The organism is Asanoa sp. WMMD1127, assembly GCF_029626225.1.
GTDB lineage: Bacteria > Actinomycetota > Actinomycetes > Mycobacteriales > Micromonosporaceae > Asanoa.
The window spans coordinates 4,872,673-4,892,319 of the sequence record NZ_JARUBP010000001.1 but is presented as its reverse complement, the minus strand read 5'-3'; the positions used below and the strand labels follow the sequence as shown (position 1 = coordinate 4,892,319).

Annotated in this window: 19 protein-coding genes; 11 read left to right on the top strand and 8 right to left on the bottom strand. The window is 72.8% G+C overall.

The genetic code is table 11. The annotated features are described in order from the left end of the window. Positions 1-26: 26 nt before the first annotated feature. Entirely contained in the window at positions 27-554 is a 528-nt protein-coding gene (locus tag O7635_RS23410) for a S1 family peptidase (RefSeq protein ID WP_347405341.1), read from the top strand. Here O7635_RS23410 and O7635_RS23405 read toward each other — a convergent pair. Beyond that, positions 551-1,492 carry an aldo/keto reductase gene (locus tag O7635_RS23405; RefSeq protein ID WP_278082601.1) on the bottom strand — a complete coding sequence of 314 codons (942 nt, stop codon included), beginning with the start codon at positions 1,490-1,492 and terminating at the stop codon, positions 551-553. The genes O7635_RS23410 and O7635_RS23405 overlap by 4 nt on opposite strands. A gap of 46 nt (positions 1,493-1,538) precedes the next feature. On the opposite strand from O7635_RS23405, the gene O7635_RS23400 reads away from it, so the two are divergent. The 9 genes from O7635_RS23400 to O7635_RS23365 all read left to right on the top strand — a co-directional run bounded on the left by O7635_RS23400 (position 1,539) and on the right by O7635_RS23365 (position 9,744). Further along, a complete protein-coding gene (locus O7635_RS23400; RefSeq protein ID WP_278082600.1) occupies positions 1,539-2,933 on the top strand; it encodes a PLP-dependent aminotransferase family protein in 1,395 nt (464 codons plus the stop codon). 110 nt (positions 2,934-3,043) lie between these two features. After that, complete coding sequence (locus O7635_RS23395) at positions 3,044-3,901, top strand: tetrahydrofolate dehydrogenase/cyclohydrolase catalytic domain-containing protein (RefSeq protein WP_278085561.1); 858 nt, start codon at positions 3,044-3,046, stop codon at positions 3,899-3,901. A 52-nt stretch (positions 3,902-3,953) separates the two neighbouring features. Continuing rightward, a complete protein-coding gene (locus O7635_RS38155) occupies positions 3,954-4,112 on the top strand; it encodes a hypothetical protein (RefSeq protein WP_347405300.1) in 159 nt (52 codons plus the stop codon). A gap of 320 nt (positions 4,113-4,432) precedes the next feature. Continuing rightward, positions 4,433-5,431, top strand: a complete 999-nt coding sequence (locus O7635_RS38150) for a hypothetical protein (RefSeq protein ID WP_347405299.1) — start codon at positions 4,433-4,435, stop codon at positions 5,429-5,431. Positions 5,432-5,554: 123 nt separating this feature from the next. Continuing rightward, entirely contained in the window at positions 5,555-5,998 is a 444-nt protein-coding gene (locus O7635_RS23385) for a DUF5709 domain-containing protein (protein ID WP_278082599.1), read from the top strand. A gap of 64 nt (positions 5,999-6,062) precedes the next feature. Continuing rightward, positions 6,063-7,169, top strand: a complete 1,107-nt coding sequence (locus tag O7635_RS23380; protein WP_278082598.1) for an LLM class flavin-dependent oxidoreductase — start codon at positions 6,063-6,065, stop codon at positions 7,167-7,169. Beyond that, positions 7,166-7,780 (top strand): CE1759 family FMN reductase, encoded by a 615-nt coding sequence (locus tag O7635_RS23375; protein ID WP_278082597.1) that lies wholly within the window; start codon positions 7,166-7,168, stop codon positions 7,778-7,780. Before O7635_RS23380 ends, O7635_RS23375 begins: the two co-directional genes overlap by 4 nt. A 17-nt stretch (positions 7,781-7,797) precedes the next feature. Further along, complete coding sequence (locus O7635_RS23370) at positions 7,798-8,307, top strand: LURP-one-related family protein (RefSeq protein WP_278082596.1); 510 nt, start codon at positions 7,798-7,800, stop codon at positions 8,305-8,307. Positions 8,308-8,346: 39 nt separating this feature from the next. After that, positions 8,347-9,744 (top strand): cation:dicarboxylase symporter family transporter, encoded by a 1,398-nt coding sequence (locus tag O7635_RS23365; protein ID WP_278082595.1) that lies wholly within the window; start codon positions 8,347-8,349, stop codon positions 9,742-9,744. Between the two features lie 53 nt (positions 9,745-9,797). Here the strand turns inward: O7635_RS23365 and O7635_RS23360 are convergent, their stop codons facing one another. From O7635_RS23360 to O7635_RS23350, 3 genes are all read right to left on the bottom strand, one after another. Next, positions 9,798-10,007 (bottom strand): hypothetical protein, encoded by a 210-nt coding sequence (locus O7635_RS23360; RefSeq protein ID WP_278082594.1) that lies wholly within the window; start codon positions 10,005-10,007, stop codon positions 9,798-9,800. 13 nt (positions 10,008-10,020) lie between these two features. Next, positions 10,021-11,085: a LacI family DNA-binding transcriptional regulator gene (locus O7635_RS23355; RefSeq protein WP_278082593.1), complete on the bottom strand. Its 1,065-nt coding sequence runs from the start codon at positions 11,083-11,085 to the stop codon at positions 10,021-10,023. A gap of 80 nt (positions 11,086-11,165) precedes the next feature. Beyond that, positions 11,166-14,873, bottom strand: a complete 3,708-nt coding sequence (locus tag O7635_RS23350; protein WP_278082592.1) for an alpha-L-rhamnosidase — start codon at positions 14,871-14,873, stop codon at positions 11,166-11,168. A 283-nt stretch (positions 14,874-15,156) separates the two neighbouring features. On the opposite strand from O7635_RS23350, the gene O7635_RS23345 reads away from it, so the two are divergent. After that, positions 15,157-16,188 carry a hypothetical protein gene (locus O7635_RS23345; RefSeq protein ID WP_278082591.1) on the top strand — a complete coding sequence of 344 codons (1,032 nt, stop codon included), beginning with the start codon at positions 15,157-15,159 and terminating at the stop codon, positions 16,186-16,188. Here O7635_RS23345 and O7635_RS23340 read toward each other — a convergent pair. The 4 genes from O7635_RS23340 to O7635_RS23325 form a co-directional block, all read right to left on the bottom strand. Then, positions 16,185-17,612 (bottom strand): MFS transporter, encoded by a 1,428-nt coding sequence (locus O7635_RS23340; protein WP_278082590.1) that lies wholly within the window; start codon positions 17,610-17,612, stop codon positions 16,185-16,187. The genes O7635_RS23345 and O7635_RS23340 overlap by 4 nt on opposite strands. 81 nt (positions 17,613-17,693) lie before the next feature. Continuing rightward, complete coding sequence (locus O7635_RS23335) at positions 17,694-18,344, bottom strand: DUF3618 domain-containing protein (RefSeq protein ID WP_278082589.1); 651 nt, start codon at positions 18,342-18,344, stop codon at positions 17,694-17,696. Then, positions 18,341-18,748 carry a phage holin family protein gene (locus O7635_RS23330; RefSeq protein ID WP_278082588.1) on the bottom strand — a complete coding sequence of 136 codons (408 nt, stop codon included), beginning with the start codon at positions 18,746-18,748 and terminating at the stop codon, positions 18,341-18,343. Before O7635_RS23330 ends, O7635_RS23335 begins: the two co-directional genes overlap by 4 nt. Beyond that, a complete protein-coding gene (locus O7635_RS23325; RefSeq protein WP_278082587.1) occupies positions 18,745-19,560 on the bottom strand; it encodes a hypothetical protein in 816 nt (271 codons plus the stop codon). The genes O7635_RS23330 and O7635_RS23325 overlap by 4 nt, the downstream gene beginning before the upstream one ends. Positions 19,561-19,647: the final 87 nt, after the last annotated feature.

Sequence of the window (19,647 nt, the reverse complement as noted above, 5' to 3'; positions counted from 1 at the left end):
GTTGCCGGACGACGGCCCATTCAGGGATAGTCATCGATATGCGCCTAGCCCGCGTCCTCGCCGTCACCGCCGCCATCACGTCGCGGCACTGCGTCGGCGCGGTCGGCGCCAGCGTCCACGCGGATGCCGCCGCCACCGTCCCGCTGGGCGTGGTCGCCGCCGTGACCCCGAGCCGCGACACCGCCCTGGTCCGCTACACCAACGCGACGATCGCCAAGCCGAGCGCCGTCAACACCTACCCTGGCCTGCAACCGATCACCTCGTTCGGGCCCGGCACGGTCGGGCAGCGGGTCCACCGCAGCGGCCCGAGCGGCGTGCGCTCCGGCACCGTCACGGCGTTGAACGTGACCGTCAACTACGCCGACGGCACCGTCACCGGGCTGATCCGCACCACGATCTGCAGCCAGCCCGGCGACAGTGGCGGCCCCCTGTTCGCCGCCACTGTCGGCATCGGCATCACCTCGGGCGGCAGCGGCTCCTGCACGACCGGCGGCACCAGCTACTACGCCTCGGCCCGCGCGGCCGCCACCACCTACGGCGTCAGCACCTACTAGGCCGCACTGTCCAGAAGGGACCGCTGCGCCGCCGTCAACCGCAGGGGCATCGCGGCGATCGCGTCGTCGAGCTGGGCGACCGTGCTGGGACCGACGATCGGCTTGATCGCCGGGCAGCCGCCGGTCAGCCAGGCCAGCACGACGTGGTTGCGGGTCGTGCCGGTCTCGGCGGCCACGGCGTCGAGGGCGGCCAGCCGGCGCACGGTGCCCGGGTGGTCGTACTCCGGCGCCAGTGGCTTGTCGGGTCGGGTGTAGGCGCCGGACAGCAGCGGCGTGTAGGACCAGATCTCCATGTCGTCGTGGCTCTCCACATAGGAGACCAGTTCGTCGGAGAGGAAGCCGAACCGGTGCACCACCGTCGGGCGGGTGCCGGGCCGCGGCTGCAGGTAGGTCGCGTGCTGCTGCACCGCCGTGTAGCCGGCCACGCCCGCGTCCGCCGCCGCCCGCCGTGACCGCTCGAGCCGCCACGTCGCGAAGTTGGAGCAGCCGAGCCGCCCGACCAGCCCGGCCGACACGAGCTCGCCGAACGCGGCGACGGTCTCCTCGACCGGGGTGCGCCGGGTGTCGCGGTGCGCCCAGTACATCTCGACCCGGTCGGTGCCGAGCCGGCGCAGGCTGCCCTCGATCGCGGTCTTGATCGTCTGCGCGCCGAGCCCCTCGGCCGTCTCCGGGAACCGGTTCGCCTCCAGCGGCTCGCAGCCGACCTTGGTGGCGATCGAGACCCGGTCGCGCACCCCCGGGCGGCGGGCGAGCCAGCGGCCGAGCAGCGCCTCGCTCTGCCCGCCGAAGCCGCTCTCGTCGGCCCAGAACGCGTAGCAGTTCGCCGTGTCGATCCACCGGCCGCCCGCGTCGACGAACCGGTCGAGGATCGCGAAGGCACGCCGCTCGTCGGTGGTCGTGCCGAACATCATCGCTCCGAGTACCAGCTGATCCATCATGGCTTCGACGCTAGTGACGATCGGTCAGGCCGTACGCTCCAATGTCGTGGCGGATTCCCAGACCAATTCTGCGTGGGCGACGTTGCTCGACCTCTCCGGCGCCGGTCCCACCCACCAGCGGCTGGCCCGGGCCCTGCGCGGCGCGATCCGGTCCGGCCGGCTGCCCACCGGGTCCGCCGTCCCGCCCAGCCGGGCGCTGGCCGAGGAGCTCGGCTGCTCGCGCTGGGTGGTCACCGAGGCGTACGGGCAGCTGGTCACCGAGGGCTACCTGGCCGCCCGCGTCGGGTCGGCGACCCGCGTCGCCTGGGTTCCCGACGACCCGCCCGCCGGGAACCGCCGCCCGCCCCGCCAACGGGCGAAGACCCCCGCGCCCCGCTTAGACCTGGCGCCGGGCCTGCCCGATCTGCGCGCCTTCCCCCGGCGCCGGTGGGCCGACAGCGTGGCGGCCGTCACGGGCGACGTCTCGGTCGCGGACCTCGGCCTGCCCGACCCGCGCGGCCACCCGCGGGCCCGGCGGACCATCGCGGAATACCTCCAGCGGTCTCGCGGCGCGGTGGCCAGGGCCGACACGGTCACGATCTGCGCCGGCATCACCGACGGCCTGACCCGGGTGGCCCGGGCGCTGCGCCGGCTCGGCGTCGACGCGGTCGCGGTCGAGGAGCCGGGCTGGCCGCGGGTCCGGGCGGCCCTCGCCGGCGCCGGCCTCCACGTGCGCGCGGTGCCGCTCGACCACGAGGGCCTGCGGGTCGACGCGCTGGCGGGCGTACGCGCGGTCGTCACCGGCGCCGCGCACCAGTTCCCCAGCGGCGTGGTGCTCTCTCCCGCCCGCCGGGCGGCGCTGGTGCGCTGGGCCCGCGCCGTCGACGGCTTCGTGGTGGAGGACGACTACGACGCCGAGTTCCGCTACGACCGGCGGCCGATCGCCGCGATGCAGGGCCTCGACCCCGGCCGGGTGGCCCTGCTCGGCTCGGTCAGCAAGACCCTCTCCCCCGCCCTCGGGCTCGGCTGGCTGCTGGCGCCGGGCCGGCTGACCGCGGCCGCCGACCCGGTGGCCACCGCCCCGCCCGTGCTCGACCAGCTGGCCCTGGCCACCTTCGTGGACCGCGGCTGGTACGACGCCCACCTCCGCGCCGCCCGCCGCCGCTTCCGCACCCGCCGCGACCTGCTGCTGGCCGCCCTGCGCGAGGCGATCCCGGAGGGCCGGCTGGAGGGCACCGCCGCCGGCCTGCACGTGCTGCTGCGCCTGCCGGACGGCACCGACACCGCAGCGGTGGTCCGCCGCGCCGCCCGGGCCGGGCTGCAGCTGGTCGCGCTGGACGCCTACCGGGCCGAGCCGTCCACCCGTCCGGCCCCCGTGCTGGTCCTCGGCTACGGCAACCTCGCCGACGGCGAGATCGCGCCCGCGGTGGCCACCCTCCGGCGGACGCTCGACCGGAGATAGGGCATATTGGGAGTGGAGCGCGACTGGCGGCACGGGATGGCATCGACCATCGGGGAGCCCGCCCGTGGGCATCGACCGCCTGGGTGCCCTCGGTCGAGGGGGGATCAAGCATGTCCGCGCGTCTTCTGCCCGGTGGTCCGGTCGCCGAGAGCATCCTGGCCGACGTCTCCGACCGGGTACGCGTGCTGCGCGACAAGGGCGTCACGCCGGCCCTGGCCACAATCCTGGTCGGTGACGACGACGCCAGCGCCGGCTACATCCGGATCAAGCAGCGGCAGGCGGCCGACCTCGGTTTCGTCTCGCCGCACGCGCACCTGCCGGCCGACACCACCCAGGCCGAGCTCGAACGGGTGATCGCCGAGTTCAGCGGCGACCCGGCCGTGCACGGGCTGCTCGTGCAGCACCCGGTGCCCGGCCACCTCGACTACGACCAGGCCCTCGCCGTCATGGATCCCGACAAGGACGTCGACGGCATGCACCCGGTCAACATGGGCCGGCTCGCGCTCGGCCTGCCGGGGCCGCTGCCCTGCACCCCGGCCGGCATCGAGGCGCTGCTCGCCTTCCACGAGATCCCGGTCTCGGGCCGCGAGGTGGTCATCCTCGGCCGTGGCGCCACGCTCGGCCGTCCGCTGGCGATGCTGCTCGCGCAGAAGCGGCCCACCGCCAACGCCGCGGTCACCGTCGTGCACACGGGTGTCAAGGACTGGCCCCGCTACACCCAGCGGGCCGAGATCCTGATCGCGGCGGCCGGCGTGCCCGGCATCATCCAGCCCGAGCACGTCCGTCCAGGATCGACGGTCATCGGCGGCGGCGTCCGCTACGAGGGCCGGCGGCTGCTGCCCGACGTCGACGAGTCGGTCGCCGAGGTCGCGGGCGCGATCACGCCCCGGGTCGGCGGTGTCGGCCCGACCACGGTGGCGATGCTGTTCCGCAACGCGGTCAGCGCCGCCGAACGCGCCACGGCCTGAGCGCCCGCACCCTCCGCGCGCCGAGCCGCCACGAGGCGTCAGGAGGCGAACCGTGCCCACCAGCGTCGCAGCGGACGCGGCCAGGAGCGTCGCGACCACGAGGCCGAGCACGGCCGGTGGGAAGGCGTACCAGCTGACGATGGCGGCCAGCGCCGCCACCCGGTCACCGTCGGCCGGCGTCCAGAACAGGTCCACTGTGTATCCGACGTAGACCGCCTGCATCAGCGCCGCGAACAGCAGCACCGCGAGCGGGGTGGCGCGCCGCCAGCGGTCCGGCAGGCGCGCGGTGGCCGCCATCGCGACCACGGCCAACCCGACCAGGCCGCCGTAGAGGTAGCGGCCCTGCATGCCGGCGTAGCTGTGCCTGGCCGCGAACTGCTCGTAGGAGCCCTTGGTCACGATGGCCAGCAGGAGCACGGTCGGCGCGAGCAGCACCAGCGTGGTGCCCCGCGGCAGCACCCGGCGGAACAGGGTCACGGCGATGCCGGCGGCGATCAGCAGCGCGGCCACCACCGCCAGCTTCCACGGCCAGTGGTGCAGCCGGTCACCGGTCTGGTCGTGCACGAAGAACAGGGTGTTCACCCGTTCGAGCAGGCGCAGCAGCCAGGTCGGGCCGCCGTCGGCGAACGAGTGGCGGGCGGGGAGCTCCGGAATACCGGTGTAGCGACCGTGTGGCTGCACCGACCCGTACACGATCCGGTTGCGGATCCACCAGGCCAGCCCGGGCAGGCAGGCCAGCCACGCGACGGCGAGCGGGAGCAGCGCGGCCCGTTCACGGCGGACGGCGTACGCCAGGCCGATCCAGACCGGCGTCAGCAACGCGAAACCCTTGGTGAGCAACGCGAGCGAGCCGACCGCGCCGACCAGCAGGGCGGTGCGCCGGGTGGTGTCGCCGGTCAGCACCCGGGCCAGCAGCAGGGTGAGCACGGCGAACAGCAGCACCAGCAGGTTGTCGTTGTTGACCGCGGACTCGGTGTGGGTCAGCTCCGGGATCGCCAGCGGGACCAGCGCGGCCGCCACCGGCACGGGATCGGGCAGCCCCAGCCGGCGCGCCACCGCCCAGAGCAGCAGCGGCAACGCGGCCGCGAAGAGCACGTTCCACCACCGCAGGGCCAGGTACGCGCGGTCGAACGGAACCCGGTCCCAGCCGGGCCCCAGGGCGGCGGCGCCGAGCAGGTAGTAGAGCGGCGGGTGCTGGACCAGCTGGTTGGCCCGCTGGTCCGGGTCGGGCGCGGCGCCACCGGCGGAGGCGTACGACGGCCGGTCCGCCCGGGGCGGCAACGGCTGCTCCGCGAGCGCCAGCGGTTGGTCGATCCGGTCGGCCTCGGTGAAGCCACCCGCCGCGCTGCCCTGGGCGACCGGCAGCCGGCCCGGATCGGGCCACGGCCAGGCGGTGCCCCGCTGGACGGCGGCGATCAGGTCGACGTGCTGCCGCTCGTCCGGGGAGCGGAAGTTGGGGAACAGCGCGGTGTGCCAGAGCACGACGGCGAGGTGCGCGACGAGGATCAACCACACGATTCCGGGCACTGAGCCCAGAAGCGGACGTATCACCCTCGGCATGGGGGCAGGCTAGCCGACGGCCGGACCGCGACCGGGCACCGCGCGCCGGGTCCTTAGGCTGACACCCGATCCAGTCGAGGTTGGGGGAGAAACATGAGCCAGGAGCCGCAGTACGAGGTGGTGGAGGACGAGGGGGTCCTCGACGCGTCCGACACGCTCGACGACGACCGCGTCGCCGACCCGCTGGACGTGGGCATCGCGCCGGCCGACCGGTGGAGCGGCGCCGACCGCTTCGGCACCACGGCCGCCGAGGAGCGGGCCGGCGAGTCGCTCGAGCAGTACCTGGCGCAGGAGGAGCCCGACGTCGACCCGTACGCCGAGGTGGCCGACGACGAGGACGAGATCAGCCGCCGGGGCTACGAGCAGGACCCGCGCGCCGGCCGGCTGGTCGCCGACGACGAGGGCTTCGGCGAGGACGAGCAGGCCGACTCGGTAGCGTGGGACGCCGGGATCGACGCCGGGGGCGCCAGCGCCGAGGAGGCCGCGATCCACGTGGTCGACGGTCCTGACGACGAAGGTGACGGACCTCTCCGCTGACCCCTCCGGAATAGTTGCCGCGTCAAATAAGTTGTCGGTGACGGACGAAGAGAGGTGTGCAGACATGCAGTTCGGGATCTTCACCGTCGGCGACGTGACGCCGGACCCGACCAACGGCACGACCCCCAGCGAGCGCGACCGGATCAAGGCGATGGTCGCCCTCGCGCTCAAGGCCGAGGAGGTCGGCCTGGACGTCTTCGCGACCGGCGAGCACCACAACCCGCCGTTCGTGCCGTCGTCGCCGACCACCATGCTGGGCTACATCGCGGCGCGGACGGAGCGGCTGCTGCTCTCCACCGCCACCACGCTGATCACCACCAACGACCCGGTGAAGATCGCCGAGGACTACGCGATGCTGCAGCACCTGGCCGACGGCCGGGTCGACCTGATGATGGGACGCGGCAACACCGGCCCGGTCTACCCGTGGTTCGGGCAGGACATCCGCAACGGGATCGCGCTGGCCATCGAGAACTACGCGCTGCTGCGGCAGCTGTGGCGCGAGGACGTGGTCGACTGGAAGGGCCGCTTCCGTACCCCCTTGCAGTCGTTCACCTCGACGCCGCGCCCGCTCGACGGCGTGCCGCCGTTCGTCTGGCACGGCTCGATCCGCAGCCCGGAGATCGCCGAGCAGGCCGCGTTCTACGGTGACGGCTTCTTCGCCAACCACATCTTCTGGCCGAAGGAGCACACCCAGCGGATGATCGGGCTCTACCGGGAGCGCTACGCGCACTACGGCCACGGCTCGGCCGAGCAGGCCATCGTCGGCCTCGGCGGCCAGGTCTTCATGCGGAAGAACTCGCAGGACGCGGTACGGGAGTTCCGGCCGTACTTCGACAACGCGCCGGTCTACGGGCACGGTCCGTCGCTCGAGGACTTCACCCGCGAGACGCCGCTGACCGTCGGCAGCCCGCAGCAGGTCATCGACCGTACGCTCGGCTTCCGTGACTACGTCGGCGACTACCAGCGGCAGCTCTTCCTGATCGACCACGCCGGCCTGCCGCTGAAGACCGCGCTCGAGCAGCTCGACCTGCTCGGCGAGGAGGTCGTGCCGGTGCTGCGCAAGGAGTTCGCCAAGAACCGGCCGGCCGACGTGCCGGACGCGCCCACGCACGAGTCGCTGGTCGCCGCGGCCGCGGCCGCCACGGCGGGCGAGGCGCCGGTGACGGCATGACCGAGCGCACCCTGGCGGTGGTCTCGGGTGGCCTGCGTCAGCCCTCGTCGACCCGGCTGCTGGCGGACAAGCTGGCGGCCGCGGCCGGCGAGGAGCTGACCCGGCTCGGCGTGACGCCGAAGATCGAGACGGTCGAGCTGCGCGACCACGCCCACGAGATCGTCGACAACCTGCTCACCGGGTTCCCGGCCAGCGCCTTCGCGCGCGTCGTCGAGACGGTGGCGAGGGCCGACGGGCTGATCGCGGTGTCACCGATCTTCACGGCGTCGTACAGCGGGCTGTTCAAGTCGTTCGTCGACCTGCTGCCCGACGGCACGCTGGCCGGCAAGCCGGTGCTGATCGGCGCGACCGGCGGCACCGCGCGGCACTCGCTCGCGCTGGACCACGCGATGCGGCCCCTGTTCGCGTACACCCGGTCGATCGTCATGCCGACCGGCGTGTTCGCGGCGCCCGAGGACTGGGGTGGCGACGAGGCCGCGGAGCGCCTGGACCAGCGGGTACGGCAGGCGGCGGCGGAGCTGGCGGCCGAGGTCGCCCGGCGCCCCCCGGCCACGCCGGAGGACCCGTTCGCGCTCCGGACCTCGTTCGAGGACCTGCTGGCCGGCGAGTGATGCGCGAGGATGGGGTCATGTACCTCATCCGCGAGAAGCTCTTCGACATCGGCGACGACTTCGACATCCACGACGACGCGGGCAACAAGGTGCTCCACGTCGACGGCAAGGTGCTCAGCGTCCGCGACAAGCTGGTCATCGAGGACCTGTCCGGCCGCGAGGTCGCGGCGGTGCACCGCAAGCTGGTCGCGCTGCGGCCGACCTACCGCATCAGCATCGGCGGCGAAGAGGCGGCCGAGGTGCGCAAGAAGCTGTTCACGCCGTTCCGCGACAAGTACACGATCGACGTGCCGGGCCCGGACGACCTGGAGATGAAGGGCGACCTGCTCGACCACGAATACGAGGTGGAGCTGGGCGGGCAGCGGGTGGCAACGGTGTCCAAGAAGTGGTTCTCGATTCGCGACACGTACGCCGTGGACATCGCGCCGGGGCAGAACGACCTGCTGATCCTGGCCGGCGTGCTGGCGCTGGACCTGGCCGAGTCGCGGGCCGAGCGCAAGCGCGCCGAAGACGCCGGCCGCGACTGACCTCTGAAGTATGGCGTGTGAGGGCGGTCACGTGCGGGCATGAATGCCCACATGTCGATCGCCCAGCAGTCGCCCGAGGCTGATGCGCCGCGCCGGCCGGACCGGACCAAGTACCTCTATCTCGCCGTCATCGTCGCGGTGCTGGCCGGCATCCTGGTCGGGCTGGTCGCGCCCGGGGTCGGTGAGTCGCTCAAACCGCTCGGCGAGGGCTTCGTCAACCTGATCAAGATGATGATCTCGCCGATCATCTTCTGCACGATCGTGCTCGGGATCGGGTCGGTGCGGCAGGCGGCCAAGGTCGGCAAGGTCGGCGGGCTGGCGCTGGGCTACTTCCTGGTGATGTCCACGGTGGCGCTGGCGATCGGCCTGGTGGTCGGCAACATCCTGCACCCGGGCAGCGGCCTGGACCTGTCCGGCGGCGAGGCGCCCGACACCTCGGAGTCCGAGGGCACGGTCGACTTCCTGCTCGGGATCATCCCGACCACGCTGTTCTCCGCGCTGACCAACTCGCAGGTGCTGCAGACCCTGCTGGTGGCGCTGCTGGTCGGCTTCGCGATCCAGGCGATGGGCGCGACCGGGCAGCCGATCCTGCGGGCGGTCGGCTACCTGCAGAAGCTCGTGTTCCGGATCCTCGCGATGATCATGTGGGTGGCCCCGATCGGCGCGTTCGGCGCCATCGCGGCCGTGGTCGGCGAGACCGGCTGGAAGGCGCTGGCCGGGCTGCTGCAGATCATGCTGGGCTTCTACCTGACCTGCCTCATCTTCGTGTTCGTGGTGCTCGGCCTGCTGCTCAAGCTGGTCACGGGGCTCAACATCTTCGCGGTGCTGCGCTACCTCGGCCGCGAGTTCCTGCTGATCCTCTCGACGTCGTCGTCGGAGTCGGCGCTGCCGCGGCTGATCGCCAAGATGGAGCACGTCGGCGTCTCGCGGCCGGTCGTGGGCATCACGGTGCCGACCGGCTACTCGTTCAACCTCGACGGCACGGCCATCTACCTGACGATGGCCTCCATCTTCATCGCGGACGCGCTCAACAAGCCGCTCGCGGTCGGCGAGCAGATCGGCCTGCTGCTCTTCATGATCATCGCCTCGAAGGGCGCCGCCGGCGTGACGGGAGCGGGCCTGGCCACCCTGGCCGGCGGCCTCCAGTCCCACCGCCCGGACCTGGTCGAGGGCGTCGGGCTGATCGTCGGCATCGACCGCTTCATGTCGGAAGCCCGCGCCCTCACCAACTTCGCCGGCAACGCGGTCGCGACGTTCCTCGTCGGCCACTGGGCGGGCGAGCTCGACAAGGACCGCGCCCACCGGGTCCTGCACGGCGAGGACCCCTTCGACGAGACCACCATGCTCGACGAGGACCCGGAACCCCCCACCGACCGCGAGCCGGTGGTCGCCGCCCAACGCACCGCCGCGGACCGCCCCGCTTCTGAACCGATCTAGCGAAGGAAGGGCCCCTCCGACGAGAAGGGCCCTTCCTTGGTTCTCAGGTCGCGCTAGGCCGCGGCGGTCGAGCAGGGCTGGCGGCGGCGGGGTTCGACCCGGTCGGCGAGGCGGCGCAGCAGGGCCGCCGCGCCCAGCCGGAACGGGTCGCCGCGGCCCTGGCCGCGTTGGCGGGGTGTGACGACGGGCGCGTTCGGGCGCGCGGAGTTGACCTCGCGCCGGGTCTCGTTCATGGCCTGGACCATGCCGGACACTTCCCACATGAGCGTGCTCCTCTCAGGACGGTGCCGGGCCGGTGGTCGCGCGGACGACGAGCTTCGTCGGCAGCACGACCGTGCGGTCGGCGGGATCGGTGGGCGGGTCGAGCAGCAGCAGGCCGGAGCGCCGCCCGCGCTCGGCCGCCGGTTGGTGGACGGTGGTCAGTCCCTCGGTCGCGGCGTCCGGGATGTCGTCGAAGCCGACGATCGAGATGTCGTGCCCGGGTCGCAGGCCGCGCGCCCGCACCGCGTCCAGCACGCCGAGCGCCAGGATGTCGCTCAGCGCCGCGATCGCGGTCGGTCGCGGCGCCCGGTCGAGCAGCTGGGCGGCCGCCGCGGCGCCCTCGGCGCGGCCGTTGCGGGCGGCGTTGACCGTGCTGACCGCCGACCACGGCACGCCGACCGAGGCGAGCGCCTCCGCGTAGCCGCGCAGCCGCTCCCGGTCGGAGTAGTAGGGGACGTCGCCGGGCGACGCGATCCGCGCCGGCCCGGTCACCTGGGCCACGGTGAAGTACTCACCCAGCACCGCGAGCCGCCGGTGGCCGAGCGCGACCAGGTGGTCGCCCGCGGCCCGGGTCGCCGCCGCCTCGTCGATGCCGACGAACGACGTCTGCGGGCCGTCCTCCGGGCGCCGCTGCCCCGCCACCACGGGCAGCCCGCGCGCCTGGATCGCGGCGAGCGCCGGGTGCCACTCCGGCATGCAGTAGACGCAGAACCCGTCGACCACGGCGTCGTTGACCGCCGCGACCGCCGCCTCCTCGTCGTCCATCGACAGCGGCAGGAGCAGCAGGCCGGTGCGGCCCTCCTCGGCCGCGCCGGCCAGACCGCGCAGGTACTGCACGGCGTAGGGATCGGTGAACGCGTACGACAGGGTGGCGGTGAACAGCACGCCGATCGCCCCGGCCCGGCGCTTGCGCAGCGACCGGGCCGTGGGGTCGGGACCGGCGTAACCCAGGTCGGCCGCGGCCGACAGGATGCGGTCACGCAGGTCGGCGGAGAGCTGGTCCGGCCGGCTGTAGGCGTTGGACACCGTGCTGCGGGACACCCCGACGGCGTCCGCGACGGTCTGCAACGTGGGCCGCACCGCAACCACCTCCGGTACTGTATCGATCCAGAGCGCCTCTGGATCGATACAGTACGCCGTTCGCGGAGAAGCGCAACCCCTCAAGCCGTGAACGTGTAGGACCCCGCCGCGACGTGGAACACCGCCGCGCCGGACGCGTAGCCCATCGGCACCGCCTGGGCCGGCGCCGTCACCGCCCCCGGCGACGCCGCCGGCACCCGGACGGTGGCCGTGCTGTTCGGCGGCACCTCCACGCGCAGGGTCAGCGTCCCGCCGGCGAGGGACCAGTCCGACAACGCCCGCCCGTACGGCGTCTGGAGGTCGGCCCGCCCCGACGTGAGCCCGCCACCGGGCCGCGGCGCGATCACCAACCGCCGGTAGCCCGGGTCCCGCGGATCCGGGCCGACGCCACCGACCGACCGGTAGAGGAAGTCACCGACCGAGCCCAGTCCATAGTGGTTGAACGAGTTCATCCCCGCGTCCTGGAACGACCCGTCGGTGCGGATCCCGTCCCACCGCTCCCAGATCGTCGTGCCGCCGCGCGCGCTCATGTAACCCCAGCCGGGATAGTCGGGCTGCAGCAGCACCTGGTACGCCGTCGCGAGGTGCCCGTTCTCGGCCAGCACCGGCAGCAGGTTCTCGACGCCCAGGAACCCGACGCTGAGGTGCCCGCTGCGGGAGGCCACCTTCGCGGCCAGCTTGTCGGCCACCGCCTGCACCCGGGCCGCCGGCACGAGCCCGAACGAGAGCGCCAGCACGTACCCCGTCTGGGTGTTGCCCGAGACCGTGCCGTCGGCCGCGACGAACCGGTTGGTGAACGCCGCCGCCACCTGGTCGGCCAGGGCGCCGTAGGAGGACGCCTCCGCCGTGCGGCCCGTCGCCGCCGCCATCCGCGAGACGAGCCGCGCGGTGTAGCCGAAGTACGCGGTCGAGATGAGGTCGTTGGCGGTGTTGTCGTTGACGTTGAGCCAGTCGCCGTAGGTCCACTGGTTGCGGATCAGGTCGGCGCCCGAGGTGGCCCGGGAGAAGTCGACCCAGCGCCGCATCGCCTCGAAGTTCTCGTCGACGATGCGCAGGTCGCCATAGCGCTGCCACACGGTGTACGGGACGATCACGCCCGCGTCGCCCCAACCCGCCGTGCCGGCGCCGCAACAGACCGCCGGCGCCACGTCGGTGAACGCCCCGTCGGCCCGCTGTGCGTCGGTCAGGTCGTCGGTGAACTTGTCGAGTAGCCCGTGCACGTCCATGTTGAACGTCGACGTGCCCACGAACGCCGCGATGTCACCGGTCCAGCCGAGCCGCTCGTCGCGCTGCGGGCAGTCCGTCGGGATCGTCAGCATGTTGGACCGCTGTCCCCACAGGATGTTGCGCTGCACCTGGTTGACCAACGCGTTCGAGGTGGTGAACGTGCCTGAGGAGGCCCCGTTGGTCCACGCCGCCAGCCCGGTCACGGTCGACGATGTCGGCGTGCCCGGGAACCCGGTCAGCTCGACGTAGCGGTAGCCGTGGACCGTGAACCGCGGTTCCCAGACCTCGTCGGCGTCGGTGCCGGCCAGGGTGAACCGATCGGTGGCCCGGGCCGCCCGCAGGTTGGCGGTGTAGACGGTGCCGTCCGGGTTGAGCACCTCGGCGTGCCGCATCGTCACCGTCGTGCCGGCCGGACCGCGCACGCGCAGCCGGTTCCAGCCCGCGAAGTTCTGCCCGAGGTCGACCACCCAGACGCCCGGCCTGGGCTGGGCCACCGACACGGCGGGCACGGACGCCTGCACCGCGACGCCCGGGTCGACGGCGGCGACGAGGTTCGGCTTCGCTCCACCGCGGACGGTCACGGCCGCCCAGGCGCCGTCGTCGAAGCCCGGCTGGTCCCAGCCCGCTTGCGCGCTCCGGGCGTCGTACTCCTCGCCGTGGTAGATGTCGTCGAATCGGATGGGGCTCGCCGCCGTCTTCCAGGACCCGTCGGTCCGCACGGTCGTCGTGGTGCCGTCGGTGTGCCGCACGACCAGATCGGCCGAATACCAGGGCTGGGTCCCGTAACGCTGGTTGCCGCCCATGCCGAGCGAGCCGGAGTACCACCCGTTGCCGAGGTAGGCCCCGATCGCGTTGTCGCCCTGCCGCACCTGCCCCGTCACGTCGAGGATCCGGTACTGCACGCGCCGGTTGTAGTCCGTCCACCCTGGAGCGAGCGCCTCACCGCCGACCTTGGCGCCGTTGATCCGCGTCTCGTGCAACCCGAGCGCCGTCACCATCAGCCGGGCGCTGGCCACGGGCTTGGCGAGCGAGAAACCCTTCCGGACGTACGGCGCACCGCGCGCGACGGAGACCTGGCTTCCCCACGGCCCGGCGCCGTAGCCCGCGATCGCCCGCGCCGCCGGCCAGCCGCCGTCGGCGAAGCCGGGGTTCTGCCAGCCCGCGGGCGCGGTCTGGCTCGCCTTCCACGCGCCGTCGGTGACGACCCGGGTCGGCGTCGCGCCGGTCACCTCGAGCGCGGCGACCATGCCGGCCGGCGAGACCGTCGTGTTCTCGGTCGCCACGGCGATCGTGTTGCTACCGGTCTGCAGGCGGGCGGTCACGTCGACGACGGCCGCGCTCTTCCACGACTCGTAGACCCGCGGCGAGGTGGTCACCTGCGTGCCGTTGACCCACACGTCGGCGGTGTCGTCGCCGGTGACGGTCAGCGTGGCCCGGGTCGTGCCGGCCGGGAGGGTGAACGTCCGCCGCAGGTAGCGGGCGCCGATCGGCGCGCTCGCGCCCGGATCGCCCTCGGGATACCAGATCCAGCTCGCGCCGGTGAGGGCCGGCGCACCGGCGCTCGACCCGACGAAAGCGGCCTGCCAGCCGGTGGCCGGGTTGTACTGCCCGGTCTCGAACCAGCTCACCGGTCCCCACGCGCCCTGCCGGCCCTGGGTGTCCCAGACCCGGGCCCGCCACCAGTAGCGGGCGCGCGACGCGAGCGCCGGACCGCCGTAGGTCGCGTCGACCGAGCGGCCGGACACCACGCGGCCGCTGTCCCACACGTCACCGGTGCCGCCCTGGACCGCGGCCTCCGTGTTCGAGACGATCACCTGGTAGGCGCCCTGCACGAGCTCGCTGGTCGCCGGCGCGCCCGCCTTCCACCCGAACCGCGGCCGCGCGGCGTCGATGCCGATCGGCGTGACCCGGCGCTCCGTGGTCGGCGCGGTCACCGCCAGCGGCGAGGCGGCGGCGACGTCGGGGCCCGCGACCGCGCTCCCCCAGGGTCCCGCGCCGTAGCCGGCCGCGACCCGGGCCGCGGGCCAGGCGGCGTCGCTGGTCGCCGGCTCCGTCCAATCCGGACCGACGCTGTTGGCGGCCTTCCAGGCGCTGTCGGTGACGAGCTCGACGGTGCCGCCCGCGGCGACCACCCGGAGCCGGCCGAGCACGCCGGCCGGTCCGGCGGCGGTGTTGCGGGCGGCGATCGCGAGCGTGTTGGCGGCGCCGGGCCGCAGCGCGCTGGCCAGGTCGACGTAGAGCGCGCGTTGCCACGAGTCGACCGCCTGCGCCGAGCTGGCCAGCGGGACGCCGTTGAGCCACACGTCGACGCTGTCGTCGCCGGTCACGACGAGCTGGGCCTCACTGACCACACCGGACGGTGCGGTGAACGTGCGGCGCAGGTAGCGGGTCGCGGCCGGCACGCTGTCGGCCGGATTGCCCTCCGGGTACCAGATCCAGTTGGCGCCGGCCAGGTTGACCGGCGCGGCGTGCGCGGGCGCGGCGCCCGCGACCAGCAGTGCGGCGGCGCAGACGAGGGTGGTGGCCGCGCCGGCGAGGCGGCGCGGTGTGGTGGGTGGCATGGTTCCTCCAACCGATCCGGGGACGGGCGGATCTCGGCTGTGAAACGTTTCATTGACAGCCGTAAACGTCATGCTACGGATCTGTGGGTCGGCGTGCAATGACGGTCATCCATGTCCGGTCGCGGTTGCCCGGAGTCGGAATCCGGTCAGGGCGGTGTCACCCGCCGCGTGGAGTGCGCTACGGTCCGCCATCGTCCCGGTCCGCAGAGGCCGGAATCGTCACGGGGAGGAAGCGGAATTGAGGGCTAAGCGACTTCTTGCGGCATGCGCGACCGCGGCCGCGATGACCATGGTTCTGGCTCAGCCGGCGTTCGCCGGTGGCCAGTACGAACCGCTGCTCGGGGACGTCAACGCGGATGGCCGCACCGACCGCGCCACGCTCGTGGACCTCGAAGGCGACTGCGGCGTCGACGTCGAGCTCGGCCAGGCCGGCGGGGGCTTCGGCCCGGCGACGCGATACACGTGGCCGGACCCGTCCGAGGTCGGCTACTGCCCGGACCTGGGCGTGATCGTCGATCTAGGTGGCAACGGGACGGCCGAGCTGCTGCTGGCGTACTTCAACGGCCGCACGCCGGGTGTCGACAGCGACGTGATCATCCTCGAGAGCTTCACGCCGACCGGTGGCTTCGACGCGATCACGCGGCCGAGCTACATCGGGCTGGAGAACTTCAACACCGACGCCCTGGTCGACGTCTACGAGTGGACCGATGACAGCGACGGCGTCGTCACCTGGCTCAACACACCGTCCGGTCAGCTCGTGGCGGGTCCGGTCCACCAGGGCGGGATCTCGATGGACTTCGAGTTCGCCGACTTCGACCGCAACGGCGCCACCGACCTCGTCGCCGGGTTCGACGGCGCGTGGCCGGAGACGCCGGGCTTCGGCGCGGTCGTCGTCCTCGACGACGGTGAGCGGATCGTCCTGCGCGACGACGACGTCTACGAGGTCGACGCGCTCGACGCCAACGGCGACCACAAGCTGGATGTGCGTCTGGAGCGTTACGACCCCGCCGGGAATGTGGTGTCGCACTTCATCGGCGACGGGCGCGGGCACTTCACCGAGGCGCCGACCGCGGTCGACGACACGGTTCAGGTGCGCCACCTCGAGCAGAAGACGATCAGCGTGCTGGTCAACGACGCCGCCACCAGCGCGGCCACGCTGGAGATCGTGACCCCGCCGGCGTACGGCACGATCGTGCGTACCACCAGCAAGGGTTTCGTCTATCGCAACACGACGAAGCACGACGACAGCTTCGTCTACCGCCTGACCGTCGACGGGAAGTCCGACACCGCGAAGGCCACGCTGCGGGTGCGCTAGTCCCGGGCCGCCGCGCCCATGCGATCGGCGTTGCGCGCCGCCGACCGCTGGGCGCGCGGTGACGTGGTGACCAGGCCGATGACCAGGTTGGCCAGCCCGATGCCGGCGATCACGGCCCAGCTGACGTGGTAGGCCGACATGAAGGCGGGCGTCTCCGCCACCTGGGTCACGTGCGCCGCGATGATCGACCCGATGATCGCGACGCCGAGTGTCTGGCCGAGCTGGCGCATGGTCGAGGTGATGCCGGCCGCGACGCCCGCCTGGCGGTTGGGCATGCCGGCCACGGCCGTGTTGGTGATCGCCGCGTTGATCCAGCCGAGACCGAACCCGATCAGCGTGTAGACCACGAACAGCCGGGAGTACGCCGGGTCGCCGCGCGGTATGACGGTGATCAGCCCGGCGAGCAGCACCGACGAGCCGCCCAGGGCCAGTGAGGGACGGGGGCCGTAGCGGGCCACCAACCGGCCGGAGACCGGTCCGACGATGGCCATCACCGCCGCCATCGGGAGGATGGCCAACCCGGCCTCGAGCGGCGAGAAGCCCAGCGCGTCCTGCAGGTAGAGCGTGTTGAGCAGCAGGAAGCCGCCCTGGGCGGTGAACGCGAGCAGCGCGATGGCCGCGGCCCCGCTGAAGGGCGGAGACCGGAAGAACCGCAGGTCGATCAACGGTTCGCGGTGGCGGAGCTCCCAGAGCACGAGCATCACGAAGGCGGCGATGGCCAGGCCGAAGCACGAGATGATCGCGGTCGAGCCCCAGCCGCGCATCGGCGCCTCGATGATCCCGAAGGTGAGCGAGCCGACCGCGGTGATCAGCAGCAGCTGGCCCAACGGGTCGAAGCGGCGGTGCCCGGCAGCCCGCGACTCCTCGACGAAGTGTCCGGCCAGGATCATCGCGGCGAGCGCGATGGGCACGTTGATGAAAAAGATCGCCCGCCAGCTGAACGCCTGCACCAGCAGGCCGCCGAGCACCGGGCCGGCGGCGATGCTGACGCCCACGACGCCGCCCCACACGCCGATCGCCTTCGCCCTCGCCCCCGGCTCGGTGAACGTGTTGGTGATGATCGAGATTGCGACCGGGTTGAGCATGCTGCCGCCGACGGCCTGCAGCACCCGGAACGCGATCAGCCACCCGAGCGACGGCGCGAGCCCGCAGAGCAGCGAGCCGAGACCGAAGACCGCCAGCCCGACCTGGAACACCCGCCTGCGCCCGACCCGGTCCGCGGTCGATGCCGACAGGATCAGGAAGGACGCGAGGACCAGGGTGTACGCGTCGATCGTCCACTGGGCGCCCTGGATCGACGCGTCCAGCTCCCGCTGGATCGACGGCAGCGCCACGTTGAGCGCGCTGGTGTCCAGGCCGACGATGAAGATGCTGCAGCAGCAGATCAGCAGGACCAGCAGCGAACGTCCGCGCAGTTGCTGCACCGTTCCACCCTAATTGCCGGGACCGGGCCCACGACGCGAAAGGCCGGCCACCGAACCGGTGGCCGGCCTCGCGAGCCCGCGTTACGAGCGCACCTCGTCGCGAGCCTCCTGGGCACGAACCTTCACGTCGTCGGCGGCCGAACGGCCCTCGTCCTTGACCGTCGACGCGGCGTCCTGCGCCGTGGACTTGACGGAGTCGACCGCGTCGCGCGCGGTGGGGGCCAGGTTCTCCTTGGCCTCCTGCACGCGCTCGCGCGCCTCCTCCTTGATCGTGTCGGCGTGTTCCTGGACCTTCTCCTTGACCGCGCCGGCGGCCCGCTGCTCACGATCGGTCGCCGGGAGCAGCGACGAGGCCAGCCAGCCGATGCCGAACGCGATCAGCCCGGCCGCGAGCGGGTTGCCCTCGGTCTGCCGGCGGATCGCGGCCGGCGCCTCCTGGACCGCGTCGGACACGGTGGACGCCGCGTCCGAGGCCTTGTCGGAGACGGTGGACGCCTGGTCCGACGCCGTCGACTTGAGCGACGACGCGGCGTTGCCGGTGCGGTCGGCCACGTGGGACGCCGTGCCCATCACGCTGTCGCGGGCGCTGCTGAACATGTTGCGGACCTTCCGTTTGCGGTCGTCGACCATGCGGCGTGGGCTCGCCTTGTACGCCAGCGCGTCGACGTCGTCACTGAGGTTGGACCGAGTCTGTTCGATCTCGCGCCGGATCTGGTCCGGGTCGGTGCTCATGAGTAGCCTCCCGTGTCGGGCTTGAGGGCTGGGGGAATGTCCTTGACGGTCTCGGCCGTGCGCGGCAGGCCGCGGACCTCGCGCATCTGGTTGCGAGCGACCACGTAGAGCGCCGCGGCGGCGACCGCCCAGATCACGGCGACGATGAGCGCGGCCCAGCCCTGGTCCATCACGTTGGACAGACCCCACCAGAGCGCGATCGAGAGGAACAGCAGGACCATGTAGCCCGCCAGCGCGGCGCCGCCGTACATCCCGGCGGCCTTGCCGGCCTTGGCGCCCTCCTGCTTGAGCTCGGCCTTGGCCAGCTCGACCTCCTGCCGGACCAGCGTCGACAGGTCGCGGGTGACCTCACCCATGAGGTCACCGAACGACCGTTCGGCCGGTGATTCGGGAGCGGCGGTCATGGCCGGTTCCCGGTGGTGCCGTTGGTGCCGCCGTCCCACGGGCCGCGCTCGATCGGCTGCTCCGGCACGACGCCGGGGTCGACGGTCGAGCCACGGTAGACGGTGCTGTCCGGCTCGACGTCGGCGACCGTCGGGTACGCGGGCGCACCGACCATCGGGTCCGCGCCACCGGGGTACGTGGTGGCGGCGCCGCCGGTCGGGGCCGCGGTCGTCGGGTACGCGGCGGTGGGGTCACCAGCCTGGTAGCCGCTCCCGTACACACCGGAGGGCTCGGTCGTCGGATACGCCGCCGTCGCGTCACTCTGGTCGTGCGCGTCGGCGACCAGCCCACGGGTCAGCCGGCCGGCGAGAATGCCGAGCACGGCCGCACCGACCAGAAACGTGCCCGGGCGGCGCCGCGCGAACTGCTTGACCTCGTCGACCAGCTGGCCGGGCTCACGCGACTCGAGCCAGTCGGCCACGCCGGAGACGCGGCTGGCGGCCTGGTGGGCGAGCTCGCTCGCCGGACCCGACCCGTTGCTGTTCTCGGCCATGGACCGCAGCTCGTCACCGAGCGTGCGGATGCCGCCCGCGGCCCGCCGCTGCTGGTCACCGGCCTGCTGCCGCAGGTGCCCGCGGGCCTCGCCGTAGAGGTTGCGGGCCTGTCGCGCCGTCTCCCGGCCGACCTCCTTGCCCTGCTCCTTGGCGGTCTGCGCGACGTTGCCACCGGCGGCGACCGCCGTCTGGCCCACGTCCCTGGCCTCGTCCTTCGCCTTCTGTGTGGTCGACTCCTGATCGCCGGACGGCGACCGGGAGGTGGCGATGTCCGTCATCGGGGGGATCCCTTCCGGAATGGAGCACCCGTGCTGAAGGGGTGCCGATTGCCGGTCGGTACCCGGTCACGGCCGATCAATGCCAGC

Coding starts and splice junctions, on each gene's coding strand:
- O7635_RS23405 (WP_278082601.1), bottom strand. CDS start 1,492: ATGATGGATCAGCTGGTACTCGGAGCGATGATGTTCGGCACGACCACC.
- O7635_RS23395 (WP_278085561.1), top strand. CDS start 3,044: ATGTCCGCGCGTCTTCTGCCCGGTGGTCCGGTCGCCGAGAGCATCCTG.
- O7635_RS23385 (WP_278082599.1), top strand. CDS start 5,555: ATGAGCCAGGAGCCGCAGTACGAGGTGGTGGAGGACGAGGGGGTCCTC.
- O7635_RS23380 (WP_278082598.1), top strand. CDS start 6,063: ATGCAGTTCGGGATCTTCACCGTCGGCGACGTGACGCCGGACCCGACC.
- O7635_RS23375 (WP_278082597.1), top strand. CDS start 7,166: ATGACCGAGCGCACCCTGGCGGTGGTCTCGGGTGGCCTGCGTCAGCCC.
- O7635_RS23370 (WP_278082596.1), top strand. CDS start 7,798: ATGTACCTCATCCGCGAGAAGCTCTTCGACATCGGCGACGACTTCGAC.
- O7635_RS23365 (WP_278082595.1), top strand. CDS start 8,347: ATGAATGCCCACATGTCGATCGCCCAGCAGTCGCCCGAGGCTGATGCG.
- O7635_RS23360 (WP_278082594.1), bottom strand. CDS start 10,007: ATGTGGGAAGTGTCCGGCATGGTCCAGGCCATGAACGAGACCCGGCGC.
- O7635_RS23350 (WP_278082592.1), bottom strand. CDS start 14,873: ATGCCACCCACCACACCGCGCCGCCTCGCCGGCGCGGCCACCACCCTC.
- O7635_RS23345 (WP_278082591.1), top strand. CDS start 15,157: ATGACCATGGTTCTGGCTCAGCCGGCGTTCGCCGGTGGCCAGTACGAA.
- O7635_RS23335 (WP_278082589.1), bottom strand. CDS start 18,344: ATGAGCACCGACCCGGACCAGATCCGGCGCGAGATCGAACAGACTCGG.
- O7635_RS23330 (WP_278082588.1), bottom strand. CDS start 18,748: ATGACCGCCGCTCCCGAATCACCGGCCGAACGGTCGTTCGGTGACCTC.
- O7635_RS23325 (WP_278082587.1), bottom strand. CDS start 19,560: ATGACGGACATCGCCACCTCCCGGTCGCCGTCCGGCGATCAGGAGTCG.